The organism is Sulfitobacter sp. SH24 (genome assembly GCF_965641895.1).
GTDB lineage: Bacteria > Pseudomonadota > Alphaproteobacteria > Rhodobacterales > Rhodobacteraceae > Sulfitobacter > Sulfitobacter dubius.
The window spans coordinates 2751836-2767827 of sequence record NZ_OZ282575.1 but is presented as its reverse complement, the minus strand read 5'-3'; the positions used below and the strand labels follow the sequence as shown (position 1 = coordinate 2767827).

The window sequence follows — 15992 nt, the reverse complement described above, 5'->3', positions numbered from 1 at the left end:
GTATTAGAGTTTGGTTGATCATCGCCCATCTTCAAGAAGATTCTGGTCCGAATCGGTCACATTTCGCGTGACCGGGGACTTTGGGCCATGATTGCAGGCAATCAGAACTGGTCTTTTCGCTTGCGGATTTCAGTGAACACTTCCGTGTCGGTGGCGTCTGGCATCCCCAATGTCGCGCGAATGGCCGGGTCGGCAGGGCGCAGGAAGGGATTGGTTTCTAGTTCCAGTGAAAGCGGCGAGGGGACGGTCGGCTGCCCCTTGGCGCGGGCGCTGTCGATGTCCTTGGCCCTTGATATAAGCGCCGGGTTCTGCGGATCAACGGTCAGCGCGAATTTTGCGTTGGCGGCGGTGTATTCGTGGCCGGAGCAGATCGTCGTGTCGCCGGGCAGGGCGGCCAGCTTTTGTAGACTGTCCCACATCTGCGCGGGCGTGCCTTCGAACAGACGGCCACAGCCAAGCGCCATGAGGCTGTCGGCGGTAAAGGCCACTTTGGCTTTTGGCACGTGCAAGGCGATATGACCCACGGTGTGGCCCGACACGTCGAGCACTTGGGCCGTCAGCGCGCCCAATTCAATTCTGTCGCCCTCCACCACTTCGCGGTCAAGCGAGGGGAGGCGGTGGGCATCGGCCTTGGCGCCAATCACCTGCGCGGGGAAGCGGGTCAGCAGTTCGGCCAGCCCTTGGACATGGTCGGGATGGTGGTGGGTCAACCAGACTTGGCTCAGCGTCCAGCCACGGCGATCAAGCTCTGCCATAATCGGGGCAGCTTCGGGTACATCGACCAGCGCCACGGCGCCGCTGTCATGGTCGCGCAGCAGGAAGGCGTAATTGTCTGACAGACATGGAATCGTGACCAGATCAAAGGCCATGGCGTCTTACCTCGCTGTGTTGTTATGGTTGGGCAAGAGTGACACTCACCAAGGCGGGCTGCAATGCATCTTGATGTACAGGATCTGCGCAATTTCTATTATCGCAGTGCGTTGGGACGTGCGGCGCAGAAATCCTTGCGCGGGCGGTTGTTGGAGCTTTGGCCCGAGGCGAAGGGGCAAACCGTCGTGGGCTTTGGCTTTGCGGCACCCCTGCTGCGGCCCTATCTGGCCGACGCCCGGCGCGTGATGGTGCTGATGCCCGGCCCGCAGGGCGTAATGCCTTGGCCTGCGGGGATGCCCAACACCTCGGTCCTGACCGAAGAGACGCTTTGGCCGGTAGAGACGGGGGCGGTGGATAAGCTGGTGTTGATGCATGGGCTTGAGACCTCGGAACGGCCCAGTGAACTGCTGGACGAATGCTGGCGGGTGTTGGGGCCGGGGGGGAAGGCGCTGTTCATCGTGCCGAACCGCGCGGGCATGTGGGCACGGCGGGACCGCACGCCATTCGGCTATGGGCGGCCCTATTCGCCGGGGCAGTTGGAAACGCAGCTGCGCAAGCATCAATTCCTGCCTGAGCGTCACCTTGGTGCGTTGTTTCAATTCCCCTCACAGCAGCGAATCTGGATGAAATCAGCGCCCTTGTTCGAAAAGGTCGGTCGCCAGATGCCGACCATGATGGGCGGAGGGGCAATCATGGTGGAGGCAACGAAACTGGTCTATCCGCCGCGCGGTCGCCCGCAACGCAGCCCCGCGCGACGCGCCATTGGCGTGCTAGAGGGGATCGGCGAGCCGCAGGCTAAGCCGGTCTAAGTCTTGCAGACTTGAAGCAAGTGCTGCTTGGTCCCGAGGATTCGCCCACGCTGCGCGGGTTTGACCATAAAGCCCGCATTTTTCTGCGGCAAAGGGCCGCGTCGGGCCATAGCCCTTGCAATATTGCAGCGCCCCGGGACATTACCTGCCTATACTGTGTTGCCGGGCGTGAACCTGTCTGCTACATCGCCCCTGATTTAGACGTCTTGGGTAACTTCAAGCCGCGCCAACTGCTGGTGACGCGACATCTTCGCATATCCGGCGCTTATTGAACGAGAGGATGGACGTGTCCGAACCTGCTTCCATTTCCACCGGCATCGCGGAACGTTATGCGACAGCCGTGTATGATCTGGCCCGCGAGGCCAATCAGGTCGATGCCATCGAGGGCGATCTTACCGCGCTTGAAGCGGCCTTGACCGACAGCGATGACTTTCAGCGCCTGATCACTTCGCCGCTTTATACGCGCGAACAGCAGGCGCAGGCGATCAAAGTGCTGGCCGACAAAATGGGCCTGACCAAGACCATGGCGAGCACGCTGGCGCTGATGGCGCAAAAGCGTCGTCTGTTTGTGCTGCCCGCGCTGGTCAAAGCGCTGCGCGAAACGATCGCCGAAGCCAAGGGCGAGATCACCGCTGACGTCACCACGGCCAAGGCGCTGACTAAGACGCAGTCGGACAAGCTGACCAAGTCGCTCAATGCCTCCACCGGCAAAAAAGTATCACTTCATGCGACCGTTGATGAAAGCCTCATCGGCGGTCTTGTCGTCAAAGTGGGCTCGAAAATGATCGATACGTCGATCCGTTCCAAGCTCAATTCCCTCCAGAATGTAATGAAAGAGGTCGGATAAATGGGTATCCAAGCAGCAGAGATTTCTGCGATCCTGAAAGACCAGATCAAGGATTTCGGTCAGGAAACCGAAGTGGCCGAAGTGGGTCGCGTTCTCTCCGTCGGTGACGGTATCGCCCGCGTCTATGGTCTGGACAACGTTCAGGCCGGTGAAATGGTCGAATTCCCCGGCGGCATTCAGGGCATGGCCCTGAACCTCGAAGCCGACAACGTTGGTGTTGTTATCTTCGGTTCCGACCGTGACATCAAAGAAGGCGACACCGTCAAGCGCACCAACTCCATCGTGGACGTGCCAATTGGTGACGAACTGCTGGGCCGCGTTGTTGACGGTCTGGGCAACCCCATCGACGGCAAAGGCCCCATTGGCGCCACCAAGCGCGGCATCGCCGACGTCAAAGCGCCGGGCATCATCCCGCGTAAATCGGTGCATGAGCCGATGGCAACCGGCCTCAAGTCCGTTGACGCGATGATCCCGATCGGCCGTGGCCAGCGTGAGCTGATCATTGGTGACCGTCAGACCGGTAAAACCGCCGTCGCCCTCGACGCGATGCTGAACCAAGCGCAGGTTAACGCTGCTGCTGGCGACGACGAAGGCAAGAAGATGTACTGCGTGTATGTCGCCATCGGCCAGAAGCGTTCGACTGTTGCTCAGCTGGTGAAAAAGCTCGAAGAAACCGGCGCGATCGACTACTCCATCGTTGTGGCCGCGACCGCGTCCGAGCCTGCACCGATGCAGTTCCTCGCACCCTACGCCGCGACCGCGATGGCAGAGCATTTCCGCGACAACGGCCGCCACGCCCTGATCATCTATGATGACCTTTCCAAACAAGCCGTGTCCTACCGTCAGATGTCCCTGCTGCTGCGCCGCCCACCGGGCCGTGAAGCTTACCCGGGCGACGTTTTCTATCTCCACTCCCGCCTGCTTGAGCGTTCTGCGAAGCTGGGTGACGAGGCTGGCAACGGCTCGCTGACAGCTCTGCCGATCATCGAGACCCAAGGTGGCGACGTATCCGCGTTTATTCCGACCAACGTGATCTCGATCACCGACGGTCAGATCTTCCTTGAGACCGAACTGTTCTATCAGGGTATCCGTCCTGCCGTGAACACCGGTCTGTCGGTTTCGCGCGTTGGCTCCTCGGCTCAGACCAAGGCGATGTCCTCGGTCGCTGGTCCGGTGAAACTGTCGCTGGCTCAGTACCGCGAAATGGCCGCCTTTGCTCAGTTTGGTTCCGACCTTGATGCCGCGACCCAGCAGCTGCTGAACCGTGGTGCGCGTTTGACCGAACTGATGAAGCAGCCGCAGTACGCGCCGCTGACCAACTCGGAAATCGTCTGCGTGATCTATGCCGGTACACACGGCTATCTCGACAAGGTGGACGTGTCGGAGGTTGGCCGTTTCGAGGCAGGCCTGCTGGCGCATCTGCGTAGCAAGCACGACGACCTTCTCAAGGACATCACCAACAATGACCGCAAGGTCAAAGGCGAGTTGGAAGAGAAGATCAAAGCCGCCATTGACGGTTTCGCCGCCGACTTCGCTTAAACGGGAGATAAGGCAATGCCAAATCTCAAGGACCTGAAGAACAGGATCGCGTCGGTCAAATCGACCCGCAAGATCACCAAGGCCATGCAAATGGTTGCCGCGGCGAAACTTCGCCGCGCGCAGGAGGCTGCCGAGGCTTCGCGTCCCTATACGGAGCGGTTCAATGCCGTGATGGCAGGGCTCGCGGCCAGCGTTGGCGGTTCCGACAGCGCGCCCAAGCTGCTCAGCGGCACGGGTGAAGACAAAGTGCATCTGCTGGTGGTCATGACCGCCGAACGCGGGCTGTGCGGCGGCTTCAACAGCAACATCGCGAAGAAGGCGAAAGCCCATGCGCGTGAACTGCTGGCCCAGGGCAAAGAGGTGAAAATCCTCACCGTTGGCAAGAAAGGCCGTGATGCGCTGCGGCGTGACTTGGGCGACCATCTGGTCGGTCATGTTGACCTCAGCGAAGTCAAAAAGATCGGCTATGGTGATGCGCAGAAGATCGCGCAGGACGTGCTGAACCGCTTTGACGCGGGCGAATTTGACGTGGCAACGATCTTCTATGCGAAGTTCGTGAACGTGGTCATGCAGACGCCAACGGCGCAGCAGATCATCCCCGCCAAATTCGACGCCGAAGACGGCGAAGACAGCGGTGCGTCCACATTGTTCGACTATGAACCCAGCGAAGAGGCGGTCTTGGCCGACCTTCTGCCGCGCGGGGTCGCCACGGCGATCTTCTCGGCTCTGCTGGAGAACGGCGCATCCGAGCAGGGTGCGCGGATGTCGGCGATGGACAACGCCACACGCAACGCGGGCGAGATGATCGACAAACTGACCATCCAGTACAACCGCTCGCGTCAGGCTGTCATCACCAACGAGCTGATCGAAATCATTTCCGGCGCGGAAGCGCTGTAAGCAAATCGGAGAAACGACATGGCAAATGCTGTCGGTAAAATCACACAGGTCATCGGCGCTGTCGTTGACGTTCAATTCGAAGGCGACCTGCCGGAGATTCTCAACGCGCTCCACACCGAAAACCAGGGCAAAACGCTGGTTCTCGAAGTGGCGCAGCACCTTGGCGAAAACACGGTTCGTGCCATCGCCATGGACGCGACCGAAGGTCTGGTGCGCGGTCAGGCCGTGACAGACACAGGCGACCAGATTCGCGTGCCCGTGGGCAACGCCACACTGGGCCGTATCATGAACGTCACCGGCGATGCGGTTGATGAACAGGGTCCGGTAAACTCTGACGCGACACGCGCCATTCACGGCGAAGCGCCTGAGTTCGCTGAGCAGTCGACCGAGACACAAATCCTCGTGACAGGCATCAAGGTTATCGACCTTCTGGCGCCTTACACCAAGGGTGGTAAAATCGGTCTCTTCGGCGGTGCCGGCGTTGGCAAGACGGTTCTCATCATGGAACTGATCAACAACATCGCCAAAGTGCACTCCGGTCTGTCGGTGTTCGCGGGCGTGGGTGAGCGTACTCGTGAGGGCAACGACCTTTACCACGAGATGATCGAATCCGGCGTTATCGTTCCTGACAACCTCGTCGATTCGAAAATTGCGCTGGTCTACGGCCAGATGAACGAACCTCCCGGTGCGCGGATGCGGATCGCCCTGACCGGCCTGACACTGGCCGAGCAGTTCCGCGACGAATCCGGTTCCGACGTTCTGTTCTTCGTCGACAACATCTTCCGCTTCACGCAGGCCGGTTCCGAAGTGTCCGCTCTGCTGGGCCGTATTCCTTCGGCTGTGGGCTACCAGCCAACACTGGCGACCGACATGGGCGTGATGCAGGAGCGTATTGCTTCGACCAAATCCGGTTCGATTACTTCCGTTCAGGCCGTTTACGTTCCTGCGGATGACCTTACCGACCCGGCGCCTGCGACCTCCTTTGCGCACCTCGACGCGACAACGGTTCTTGACCGTTCGATCTCGGAAAAGGGCATCTACCCGGCGGTCGACCCGCTTGGCTCCACCTCGCGTCTGCTTGACCCGCTGATCATCGGCGATGAGCACTACAAGGTGGCGACAGATGTTCAGCAGGTGCTTCAGCGCTACAAATCGCTTCAGGACATCATCGCCATTCTCGGCATGGACGAGTTGAGCGAAGAAGACAAACTGACCGTGGCACGCGCCCGTAAGATCGAGCGTTTCCTCAGCCAGCCCTTCGACGTGGCGAAAGTGTTTACAGGCTCCGACGGTGTTCAGGTGCCGCTGGAAGAAACCATCGCGTCCTTCAAGGCCGTGGTTGCCGGTGAATACGATCACCTGCCCGAAGGTGCCTTCTACATGGTTGGTGGCATCGAAGACGTGAAGGCGAAAGCCGAGAAAATGGCGGCAGACGCCGCTTAAGGAGCGCTGACAATGGCAGACACAATGCAATTCGACCTCGTTTCGCCGGAACGGCGGCTGGCATCGATGCAGGTGACGGCCGTGCAGATTCCGGGCACTGAGGGTGACATGACGGCCATGGCCGATCATGCACCCACCATCACTACCCTGCGTCCGGGCCTTCTGCGCGTGGAAGGGCCTGAGGGCACGTCCGAATATGTCGTGACCGGCGGTTTCGCCGAAATCGGCGGTCAGGGCGGCGTGTCTGTGCTGGCGGAACGTGCCGTGGCACGCGCCGACATGACGCAGGAGCAGATGGACAGCATGGTGGCAGAGGCGCATGCCGTCTACGCCCGCGCCAAGGACAACTGGGAAAACGAGCCCGGTCCCGTGGATGATGCAGCCAAGCTTCTGGCCGATATGGTTGCCGTGGGCGATCACATCGGATTGTCGAGCAAACAGCCCAGCCTGTAATGCTTTGAAAATCAGTGAAAAGCCCTGCCTCGGCGGGGCTTTTTGCTTTTATGCCTCCCCCTGCTGCGGCATCATTGCGCGGTGACCCTAAATGCAAGCAGGCCCGAGATATGAAACGACTTCGCAGCCATACCATCGGCGTGGACAGTGGCGATGTCATGCTGTTTTCTGAGTTTGAGGACGGTGGATCGATGTGGACGGGCGAGGGGCAGCGCGAACGCCGCCGCCGGATCAACTTCTCAGAACCCTTCCGGGAGCCGCCGCATGTTCAGGTGAACATGTCGCTTTGGGACATCGACGCCAGCACCGTCACACGCGCCGATATCGGCGCCGAAGCGGTGACCGAGGCCGGCTTTGACATGGTGTTTCGCACATGGGGCGACACCCGCGTTGCACGGGCGCGTTTGGCATGGACAGCGATTGGCGCGGTGGGGGAGGATGACGACTGGGTCGTCGACTAGACGCGTCGCTCGGTCGGGGAAAGCGGCCAGCACGGGGAGGGCGGCCCCGCTGGGGCCAGCCCTAGATCACAGCTCGCAGCTTAGCTTGCCGTATACATCCCGTCATAGATCGGGCCTAGCGTTTCCGCCTCGAACAGCGAAGAGACCGAGGTGCCGTTCCAGATATTCAGGATCGCTTGGGCGAACATTGGTGCCGTCGGCACGATGCGGATGTTCGGTGCTTTCTTGACCGCGGGGGTCGGCGCGATGCTGTCGGTGATGACAAGCGATTTCATGACCGAATTGGCCACACGCTCAACCGCCGGGCCGGACATGACACCATGTGTGATGTAGGAGTGCACTTCCTTGGCGCCGTTCTCCAACAGCACTTCGGCGGCTTTGCAGAGCGTGCCAGCGGTGTCGCAGATGTCGTCCACGATCAGGCAGGTTTTGCCTTTCACGTCGCCGATTACGGTCATCTCGGCCACTTCGCCCGCCTTTTCTCGGCGTTTGTCGACGATCGACAAAGGCGAGTTGATCCGCTTGGCCAGTTCACGCGCACGGGCCACGCCGCCTACATCGGGGCTGACGACCATAAGATCGTCCATCTGGTCCTTAAAGGCGTCCTTGATATCAAGTGCGAAGATCGGCGAGGCATAGAGGTTGTCGACCGGGATGTCGAAGAAGCCCTGAATCTGCGCCGCGTGCAGGTCCATCGTCAGGATACGTTCGATCCCGCTGCCGGTCAGCATGTTGGCGACCATCTTGGCGGTGATCGGCGTCCGGGCCTTGGTGCGGCGGTCTTGACGAGCATAGCCGAAGTAGGGCAAAACGGCCGTCACACGCGCCGCCGAGGACCGGCGCAGCGCGTCGGCCATGATCATCAGCTCCATCAGGTTGTCGTTCGCCGGGTTCGACGTCGGCTGGATGATGAACATATCCTCACCGCGCACGTTCTCATAAACTTCGACGAAAATCTCGCCGTCGTTGAACCGTTCGACTCGCGCATCGACGAGCCCTACGTTAACGCCGCGATGCAGCGACATGCGCCGCGCGATGGCCTTGGCAAGGGGCATATTGGCATTGCCTGAGATCAGTTTTGGTTCTGAAGTGCGTGGCATAGGGGCTCCGGGGCAGCGGTAGGTTGCAGATTCGTGACGTTGACACCGCTTAGCATGCGCTTACGGTCGGGCAAAGCTGCACCGCCCCCGAAGGAGAGCCAAATGGCCCGGATCGACTATTTTTTCGCGACCCTGTCACCCTATTGCTACCTCGCCGGGAATCGGCTTGAGGAGATCGCCGAAAAGCACGGTGCTGAGATCGTGTACAAGCCTTTCGACATTATCGCGGCCTTCCCGCGCACGGGCGGCATGCCCCCGGCAGAGCGTCACCCCAGCCGCAATGAGTACCGCGCGCAAGACCTGCCGCGTCAGGCGCGCAAGCTGGGCCTGCCCTTCAACCTCAAGCCCGCGCATTGGCCTACCAACGGCGCGCCTGCGGCCTATGCGGTGATCGCCGCGCAGAATGCCGGGGGCGGAGATCTGGGCAAGCTGACCCATGCCATCACCCGCGCCGTCTGGGCCGAGGAAAAGGACATTGGCCATGACGATGTGGTCCGTGCCTGTCTGGAAGAGGCAGGTTTTGACCCCGATCTGGCGAACAGCGGCTTGCTGCAAGGGGCCGAAACCTATGCCGCCAACCTTGAGGAAGCCGTCGCGCAAGGCGTCTTTGGGGCGCCTTTCTATATCGTTGGGGATCAGCGGTTCTGGGGACAGGACCGTTTGGAAGACCTTGATCTGCACCTCGGGGGCAAACTGTGATCCCAGAGATCAACGCGCGCCGCTTCGGTCACGGCCCGCGCCCGGCCTTGGCGATTCATTGCTCGCTCGCGCACTCCGGTGCGTGGCGGGGCATCGGGGCGGCGCTGTCGGATGAGCTGACCCTGCGGGCCTTCGACCTGCCGATGCACGGGCGCTCGGGCGATTGGGATGGGCAGGGCGATATTCACGACGTGGCGACCGACATAGCGCTCAGCCTGCTTGAAGCGCCGATGGACCTGATCGGCCATTCCTTTGGCGCGACCGTGGCGCTGCGACTGGCGATCGAACACCCCGAGTTGGTGCGCAGCATTACCCTGATTGAGCCAGTCTATTTCGCCGCTGCCAAGCAGGACGATCCTGACGCGATGGCCGAATACAATGAACAGAACGCGGCATTTGAGGCCGCCTTGGCCGAGGGCGACAAGGAGACCGCCGCGCGGCTGTTCAACCGGGTTTGGGGCGATGGCACGAAATGGGACCATATTCCCGAACCGACCCGCGCCTATATGGTGGATCGGATCGGTTTCATCCCCGCCTCTTCGCCCTTCCTTGGAGAGGACAGCGCCGGGTTGCTGGCGCCGGGCATGTTCGACCGCGCGTCGATGCCCGCACTGCTGGTAGAGGGAAGCCGGTCGCCCAAGGCGGCGCATGCGATCAATGCGTCGCTGATGCGCCGCCTGCCGGATGCGCGGCGGGTTTCAGTCGACGGCGCAGGGCATATGGTGCCGATCACGCACCCCGCCGAAGTCGCCGAAGCGATACGCGATTTCCTGAACGACGTGCCGTTGGCGTGATTGCTTAGAAATGGCTTAGGAACTGGTCGATCTGGTCGCGGCTGATCGACCAGTCGCAGACCATCCGCGCGGCCAGCATCTCGTCATCGTCACCCTCCAGCGTGCCATCCCAAAGGTAATAGCGCGCGCCTGCGTCATGCAACTTGCGGTGAATGGCGCGGGGGAAGCGGGCGAAGATCATATTGGCCGCGGGCTCATGCAGAAACTCTGCCCCGGCCTTGCGCAAACCTTCGGCCAGATAGGCCGCATTGGCATTTGCCGCCTTGGCCGTTTCCAGCCAAGCCCCGTCCGCGAGATAGCCCGCCATCTGCGCCGAGAGAAAGCGGTGTTTGGAGAACAGATGCGCCCCGCGCTTGCGTCGCAACTCGAACTCCCAAGCCTTTTTGGGGTCGAAGAACACCACGGCTTCGACTCCCATGCAGCCGTTCTTGGTGCCGCCAAAGCTGACCACATCGACGCCCGACTTCCATGTCATCTCAGCCGGGGTGCAGCCCAGTGCCACCAGCGCATTGGCAAAACGCGCGCCGTCCATATGCACAGGCAGGTCGTATTCTTTAGTCACCGCCGTCAGCGCCTGTAATTCTTCAAGGCTATGCACCCCGCCGCGTTCCGTCACCTGCGTGATCGACACCGGGCCGCGTTGCGGCGTGTGCACATCGCCCGCCGCCCGCGCGACGATGGCGCGGCGCAGGGCGTCGGGGGTCATCTTGTCGTCGGTCTCTACCAGTGTCAGTTTGGCCGCACCTGCGTAGAACTCCGGCGCGTTGCACTCATCCTCTTCGATATGCGCGACCTTGGAGCAGAAGATCGTCTGCCACGGCTGGGTATAGCAGGCCAGCGCCAGCGCATTGGCCGCGGTGCCGGTGGCGACGAGGTAAACCTCGGCCTCAGGTGCCTCAAACTGTTCGCGAATCTGCGCGCGGACCTCATCCATGATCGGGTCTTTGCCGTAGGGCATCGCGTAGTCCGTATTAGCGGCGATCACGCGCTCCATCACCTTGGGGTGGACGGGGCCGGCGTTGTCAGAGGCGAAAAACATCAGGTAGGCTCCTCGATAATATGGTCTTCCCATTCCTCGAATGGGGTATCAAATTCGGACACGGTATCAAATTGCACGCTGACCCCGGCGTCATGGACGCTGTCGGGGGTGCCGGTCAGCAGGGGGTGCCATTCGGGCAGGGGCTTGCCCTCCCAGAGCAGGCGGTAAGCGCAGGTCTGGGGCATCCAATAGGCGTGGGTATCGAGGTTGTCGGGGCGCAGCACGATACAGTCGGGCACGAACTCGTGCCGGTTTTCGTAATGCACACAGCGGCAGGTGCTGTCGTCGAGCAGGCGGCAGGCGACGCGGGTCAGGGCCACTTCGCCGCTGTCCTCGTCTTCTAGCTTGTTCAGGCAGCATTTACCGCAACCGTCGCAAAGCGCCTCCCATTCTGTCTGCGACATCTCTTTGAGCGGCTTCTTCTCCCAGAAACGGGGGGCAAGGCCCTTGCGGGGGATCGGATCGCTCATAGCGCCGCCAGAATGGTTCGGGCGCGGTCGCAGTCGGCCCCCATCTGGGTGATCAGCGCGTCGAGACTGTCAAACTTTTCTTCGCCGCGCAGGTGCTCGACCAGCCCGACAGACAGCGGCGCGCCGTAGAGATCACCTTTGAAGTCAAAGAGATATGTTTCTAGGTTGGCTTTGTTCTCACCGAACATGGGCCGCACGCCAATGCTGGCCGCACCGTGATAGCTGCCCTTATGCGGCCCCGCGAGCACATCCACCAACACGGCATATACACCAAAGGCGGGCGGGTGCAGGCCGTCGATAGACATGTTGGCGGTGGGGAAGCCCAACTCACGCCCGCGCTGTTCGCCTGAGATCACGGGGCCGTCGATCCGGTGCCAATGGCCGAGCATGGCGGCGGCTTCGCGGGTCTCACCACGGCTCAAGGCTTCGCGGATGGCGGTCGAGGATACTGTCAGCTCATCGTGCTCCATCAACGGCGCGATGGTGACGCCAAAGCGGTATTCCTGACCGAAACGCACCAGATCCTCGGCCGTGCCCGCGCGGCCTTTGCCAAAGTAGAAGTCGGCGCCGACGACCACATGGGCCAGCCCCAGCCCCTCGTGCAGCACATCGCGGGCAAAGGCCTCGGGGGAGAGACCCGCCAGCGTGCTGTTGAAGGCCAGCTCATAAAGCCGTTTGACGCCGATCTTTTCCAGTCGATGCGCGCGGGCCTCGCGGCCCATCAGGCGAAAGGGCGGGGCATCGGGCGCGAAATACTCGCGCGGATGCGGCTCGAAGGTGACGACGCCAAGGGGCGCATCGGGGGCGGCACTCTGTGCCAGTTCGATCACCGAGCGGTGGCCAAGGTGAACGCCATCGAAATTGCCAATCGCGGCGGTTGCACCGCGATCTGGCAGGTCGACGAATTGATAATCTCGGATGATCCGCATGTGCCTTGCCTAGCTGCGCGGCGGCGCAAGGGCAAGATGCTCAGGCCGCGAAACCGTTCCCTCAGTCCAGCTTGGCCGAGGGGGCAAGCACCGTGGCCTCACCGGCGAGCACCGGTTTGCCATCGACCGAACAGCGGCAGTCCATTTTCACGCGACGTTTGGCGATATCCATGTCGGTCACGGTGACTTCGGCTAGCACCATGTCGCCGGGGCGCACGGGGCCGAGAAACTTGAGCGATTGCCCGAGGTAAATCGTGCCGTGACCGGGAAGCTGTTCGCCAATCACCGCCGAGATTAGGCCCGCCGTCAGCATGCCGTGGGCGATGCGCCCTTCAAAGATCGTGTCACGGGCATAGGCGTCATCCAGATGCACCGGATTATGATCGGTCGAGACCTGCGCGAACATTTCGATATCGGTATCGGTCACAACCTTACGCAGATGGCGAGTCATCCCGATTTCAATGTCTTCGATGCAGATCGTCCCGCGTGGCATATTGTCCAACATGACGGCTCCTTGGTAACAAAGTGACGCCAAAGTGCGTCTTATTGCAACTTTATTGCTTCGCAACTGCAGAAAATCAAGTCATTTCTGAGTTAGCGGAGAAATCCGATTGCGTAGGTTGGGGAGGAGGTCTCGCGGTCGAGATAGGCGCGTAGCTTGTCTTCGTCCGGTTGCTGGGTGGTCGCGGTTTCTGCTGCGGCCAGTCCCCCGGTGATGAAAAGCGAATCGATACCTTCGTCCATCGCGCCTTTGACGTCCGTCAGAATACCGTCTCCGATGGCAAGGATGCGACTGTCGGGGATATCGACCTCAAGCGCTGCAAGACGACGCCGGGCGAGGTCATAGATCGGGCCGTGCGGTTTGCCGAAATAGAGGCTTTCGCCCCCCATTTCCGTATAGAGCGCGGCCAGTGCCCCGGCGCACCATTCGCGCACCTCGCCCCGGTCCACGACGATATCGGGGTTGGCGCAGAGCAGTTTCAGACCGCGTGCGATGGCCTGCTCGAACTCAGGGCGCATGATCTCGGGGTCGGCCATGGCATCGACGGGACCGGTGCAGACGATGCCGTCTGCTTCGGCCAACGGAACGGTCTCTACATTAACCGGGTTTTCGAGGATCGCTAGCGGCTCGAAAAACTTGCGCTCGCCGGGGTGGCCGATGAACCAGACCTTTTCGCCCACCGCACCCCGGAACATGGCAGAGCGCGCGGAATCGCCCGATGTGGCGATGCTGTCCCATGCGTCTTCCGGCACGCCAAACTGCTGCAACTGCTTCTCAACGCCCGAACGCGGACGGGGGGAGTTGGTGACCAACACGACCTTGCCGCCGGTCTTGCGATAGGCCTGCAAGGCCGCCACCGCATCGGGCAGCGCTTTGCGCCCGTCATGCACGCAGCCCCAAAGATCGACGAAAAGCGCGTCATATTGATCGGATACGTCGGGCAGGGCGGAAATAATGCGGGTCATGGGCGGCCTTTTAAAAAATGAGGGCGGGCACTTGGCCCGCCCGATTGGCTTACATTTTAAGGTTGGGGATGATCTGCTTTTTGCGGCTCATCACGCCGGGCAGCACGACCGTGTCGCTCGAAACCTCAGCGCCAAAGCTCTGCTCGGCGATATGTTTGACCATGTCGTTGGGCACCAAGAGCGTCGCCTCTTCTTTCAGGATGTCGACGATGAATAAGAGCACCTGCGCGGCACCGTCGGCCTCGGCCACTTTCGGCATCTCAGCCATCAGTGCGTCTTTGCGCTCCAACAGCGGCGCGGGGGAGGTGGTTTCCAGCACGCTCACACGCAGGTTGGTGCCGTCGAGGTCGAATTCCTTGCTGTCCATGCGCAGCAGTTCCGCCTCGCTGAAGGACGACACGTCGGATTTCGCGGCGAACATTTCCGTTGCATAGTCGCTGATATCAACGCCCAAGTCCCGCGCGATGTCTTCAGCGATTGCGCGGTCTTCTTGCGTGGTTGTCGGGCTGCGGAATTCCAGCGTGTCTGACAGGATGCAGGACAGGGCCGCTGCCTTTACGCCGCGCGGGGCCTGCGCCCAGTGTTTGCCGATCATCTTGAACATGATGGTCGCGGTGCAGGCGAGCGGCTGGATGTTAATCTCAATCGGTCCGCGTGTTTCCAGCCCGGCCACCAGACGGTGGTGGTCGATGATGCCGGTGATATCGGCGTCATTGATGTTGTCGGGCAGTTCAGTGGGGTTGTTGGTGTCGACGATGACAACCTTGGTGTCGGCCTCGAGCTCGGTCAGGATTTCGGGCTTATCAAGGTTCCATTTGTCGAGCATGAACAGCGCTTCGGTGTTCGGCTCGCCCAGCAGGACCGGCTTAGCGGGAATGCCTTTGATTTCATTCAGATACCAAGCCCAAACGATCGGGCTGCCGGTGCTGTCGGTGTCGGGGGATTTATGGCCAAAAACAAGAGTTGTCATCGGGGCGGTCCTGTCTATTCGGTGGATTTGCGGGCCTTATAGCAGGTTGAATAGGCTTGTCACGCGCGCCTGCCGCATTGCGGCATTGCGTGGAGGGTCTAGAGGCCCATTTCAGCGCGCTTCTTTTTTGTAAGGGCGGCGGCGATCATGTCATAGGAGGCACGTATGTGATCACGCAGGCTGTCTTCGCTTAGGCCGGGTTCGGCGTAATGCTGTATCCATTTCAACCCGCGTGAGGCCAGATAGGGGGCGGGCCGCAAGCCGGGGCTGTCGGAGAGCACCTCAAACCCCAGTTCAGTCACCTTGAAAGTAAAAGCGGGCGCATCCTCGGCCCAGCCGCAGATGGCAAAGACCTTGCCGCCGACCTTCCAAACATCTGCGTTGCCGCATTGCACAACATGGGTTGTCTGGGGCAGGGCGGCGCAGAAGGTGTTGAATTCGTCGCGGGTCATCGCGTCAGTCTAGGGGCGCGCGGCCCCTTTGCATAGCGCCGCGCGATGGGGCAAGTTGCGCGCCATGAGCACCCTGCGCGAAACCGACCTTTACCCGCCGATCAAGGCTTTCCTTGAAGATCAAGGCTATGTGGTCAAAGCCGAAGTCGGCGCGGCGGATGTGGTAGCAGTGCGTGGGGCCGAGCCGCCGGTGGTGGTGGAGTTAAAGCTCGGCTTTTCGCTGGCGCTGTTTCATCAGTGTCTGGCGCGGCTGAAGGTGTCGGATAATGTCTACCTCGCCGTTGCGCGGCAGCCGGGCAAACGCTTTGCCAAAGCGGTGAAGGATAATGTCACGCTGGCGCGGCGGCTCGGGCTGGGGCTGATTACCGTGCGGCTGTCGGATGGGTTGGTCGAGGTGCATTGTGATCCCGGCCCCTATGCGCCGCGCAAGAATGCCAAACGGGCGGCGATGCTCTTGCGCGAATTCGCGCGGCGGCAGGGGGATCCGAACGATGGCGGCCAAACCCGCGCGGGGCTGGTGACCGCCTACCGTCAAGACGCGTTGAAACTCGCGGTCTATCTGTTCGAAGCCGGCGCAAGCAAAGGCGCGCATGTGGCCCGCGCAACCGGTGTCTCGGCGGCAACCCGCATGATGCGGGATGACCACTACGGTTGGTTTGAAAAGGTCGACAAAGGCATATACGGACTAACGCCAACGGGGGCCGAAGCGGTGGCCACAGCGGGCCGTGTTTTGGGCGCTGGTTAACAGTTCCC

The 15992-nt window shown here is 61.2% G+C and carries 19 protein-coding genes; 10 read left to right on the top strand and 9 right to left on the bottom strand.

The genetic code is table 11. From position 1 onward, the window contains the following. Positions 1 to 101 precede the first annotated feature (101 nt). Positions 102 to 869 carry a hydroxyacylglutathione hydrolase gene (gene gloB / locus ACSQ16_RS16230; protein ID WP_243262345.1) on the bottom strand — a complete coding sequence of 256 codons (768 nt, stop codon included), beginning with the start codon at positions 867 to 869 and terminating at the stop codon, positions 102 to 104. A 63-nt stretch (positions 870 to 932) separates the two neighbouring features. Here gloB and ACSQ16_RS16225 point away from each other — a divergent pair, with 63 nt between their 5' ends. From ACSQ16_RS16225 to ACSQ16_RS16195, 7 genes are all read left to right on the top strand, one after another. Then, complete coding sequence (locus ACSQ16_RS16225) at positions 933 to 1679, top strand: methyltransferase domain-containing protein (RefSeq protein ID WP_243262346.1); 747 nt, start codon at positions 933 to 935, stop codon at positions 1677 to 1679. Positions 1680 to 1965: 286 nt separating this feature from the next. After that, complete coding sequence (locus tag ACSQ16_RS16220) at positions 1966 to 2526, top strand: F0F1 ATP synthase subunit delta (RefSeq protein WP_067629603.1); 561 nt, start codon at positions 1966 to 1968, stop codon at positions 2524 to 2526. Beyond that, the gene (gene atpA, locus ACSQ16_RS16215; RefSeq protein ID WP_067629561.1) at positions 2527 to 4065 is read left to right on the top strand and encodes a F0F1 ATP synthase subunit alpha; all 1539 of its coding nucleotides are present in this window, start codon (positions 2527 to 2529) and stop codon (positions 4063 to 4065) included. A 15-nt stretch (positions 4066 to 4080) separates the two neighbouring features. Further along, positions 4081 to 4962, top strand: a complete 882-nt coding sequence (locus ACSQ16_RS16210) for a F0F1 ATP synthase subunit gamma (RefSeq protein ID WP_243262347.1) — start codon at positions 4081 to 4083, stop codon at positions 4960 to 4962. A gap of 18 nt (positions 4963 to 4980) precedes the next feature. Next, complete coding sequence (gene atpD / locus ACSQ16_RS16205; RefSeq protein ID WP_067629563.1) at positions 4981 to 6405, top strand: F0F1 ATP synthase subunit beta; 1425 nt, start codon at positions 4981 to 4983, stop codon at positions 6403 to 6405. Between the two features lie 12 nt (positions 6406 to 6417). Then, positions 6418 to 6858, top strand: a complete 441-nt coding sequence (locus ACSQ16_RS16200; protein ID WP_093927008.1) for a F0F1 ATP synthase subunit epsilon — start codon at positions 6418 to 6420, stop codon at positions 6856 to 6858. A 110-nt stretch (positions 6859 to 6968) separates the two neighbouring features. Continuing rightward, positions 6969 to 7319 carry an H-type lectin domain-containing protein gene (locus ACSQ16_RS16195; protein WP_243262348.1) on the top strand — a complete coding sequence of 117 codons (351 nt, stop codon included), beginning with the start codon at positions 6969 to 6971 and terminating at the stop codon, positions 7317 to 7319. Positions 7320 to 7399: 80 nt separating this feature from the next. On the opposite strand, the gene ACSQ16_RS16190 is transcribed toward ACSQ16_RS16195, so the two are convergent. Further along, the gene (locus tag ACSQ16_RS16190) at positions 7400 to 8419 is read right to left on the bottom strand and encodes a ribose-phosphate pyrophosphokinase (protein WP_243262349.1); all 1020 of its coding nucleotides are present in this window, start codon (positions 8417 to 8419) and stop codon (positions 7400 to 7402) included. Between the two features lie 102 nt (positions 8420 to 8521). Here ACSQ16_RS16190 and ACSQ16_RS16185 point away from each other — a divergent pair, with 102 nt between their 5' ends. Both ACSQ16_RS16185 and ACSQ16_RS16180 read left to right on the top strand, forming a co-directional pair. After that, the gene (locus tag ACSQ16_RS16185) at positions 8522 to 9118 is read left to right on the top strand and encodes a 2-hydroxychromene-2-carboxylate isomerase (protein WP_093927005.1); all 597 of its coding nucleotides are present in this window, start codon (positions 8522 to 8524) and stop codon (positions 9116 to 9118) included. Next, a complete protein-coding gene (locus ACSQ16_RS16180) occupies positions 9115 to 9912 on the top strand; it encodes an alpha/beta fold hydrolase (RefSeq protein ID WP_243262350.1) in 798 nt (265 codons plus the stop codon). The genes ACSQ16_RS16185 and ACSQ16_RS16180 overlap by 4 nt, the downstream gene beginning before the upstream one ends. A gap of 4 nt (positions 9913 to 9916) precedes the next feature. Here ACSQ16_RS16180 and ACSQ16_RS16175 read toward each other — a convergent pair whose 3' ends face one another. The 7 genes from ACSQ16_RS16175 to ACSQ16_RS16145 all read right to left on the bottom strand — a co-directional run bounded on the left by ACSQ16_RS16175 (position 9917) and on the right by ACSQ16_RS16145 (position 15239). Further along, entirely contained in the window at positions 9917 to 10951 is a 1035-nt protein-coding gene (locus tag ACSQ16_RS16175; RefSeq protein ID WP_243262351.1) for a threonine aldolase family protein, read from the bottom strand. Further along, on the bottom strand, positions 10951 to 11421 hold the full coding sequence (locus ACSQ16_RS16170) for a YcgN family cysteine cluster protein (RefSeq protein ID WP_243262352.1): 471 nt from the start codon (positions 11419 to 11421) through the stop codon (positions 10951 to 10953). The genes ACSQ16_RS16175 and ACSQ16_RS16170 overlap by 1 nt, the downstream gene beginning before the upstream one ends. Continuing rightward, a complete protein-coding gene (locus ACSQ16_RS16165; protein ID WP_243262353.1) occupies positions 11418 to 12350 on the bottom strand; it encodes a bifunctional riboflavin kinase/FAD synthetase in 933 nt (310 codons plus the stop codon). The genes ACSQ16_RS16170 and ACSQ16_RS16165 overlap by 4 nt, the downstream gene beginning before the upstream one ends. Positions 12351 to 12411: 61 nt before the next feature. Next, positions 12412 to 12855, bottom strand: a complete 444-nt coding sequence (locus ACSQ16_RS16160) for a MaoC family dehydratase (protein ID WP_243262354.1) — start codon at positions 12853 to 12855, stop codon at positions 12412 to 12414. Positions 12856 to 12944: 89 nt separating this feature from the next. Then, on the bottom strand, positions 12945 to 13817 hold the full coding sequence (locus ACSQ16_RS16155) for a TIGR01459 family HAD-type hydrolase (RefSeq protein ID WP_243262355.1): 873 nt from the start codon (positions 13815 to 13817) through the stop codon (positions 12945 to 12947). Between the two features lie 49 nt (positions 13818 to 13866). Further along, positions 13867 to 14787 (bottom strand): manganese-dependent inorganic pyrophosphatase, encoded by a 921-nt coding sequence (locus tag ACSQ16_RS16150; protein WP_243262357.1) that lies wholly within the window; start codon positions 14785 to 14787, stop codon positions 13867 to 13869. Between the two features lie 98 nt (positions 14788 to 14885). Continuing rightward, a complete protein-coding gene (locus ACSQ16_RS16145; protein ID WP_243262358.1) occupies positions 14886 to 15239 on the bottom strand; it encodes an MmcQ/YjbR family DNA-binding protein in 354 nt (117 codons plus the stop codon). 64 nt (positions 15240 to 15303) lie between these two features. Between ACSQ16_RS16145 and ACSQ16_RS16140 the strand changes: the two genes are divergently transcribed. Further along, the gene (locus tag ACSQ16_RS16140; RefSeq protein WP_243262359.1) at positions 15304 to 15984 is read left to right on the top strand and encodes a DUF2161 domain-containing phosphodiesterase; all 681 of its coding nucleotides are present in this window, start codon (positions 15304 to 15306) and stop codon (positions 15982 to 15984) included. Positions 15985 to 15992 lie beyond the last annotated feature (8 nt).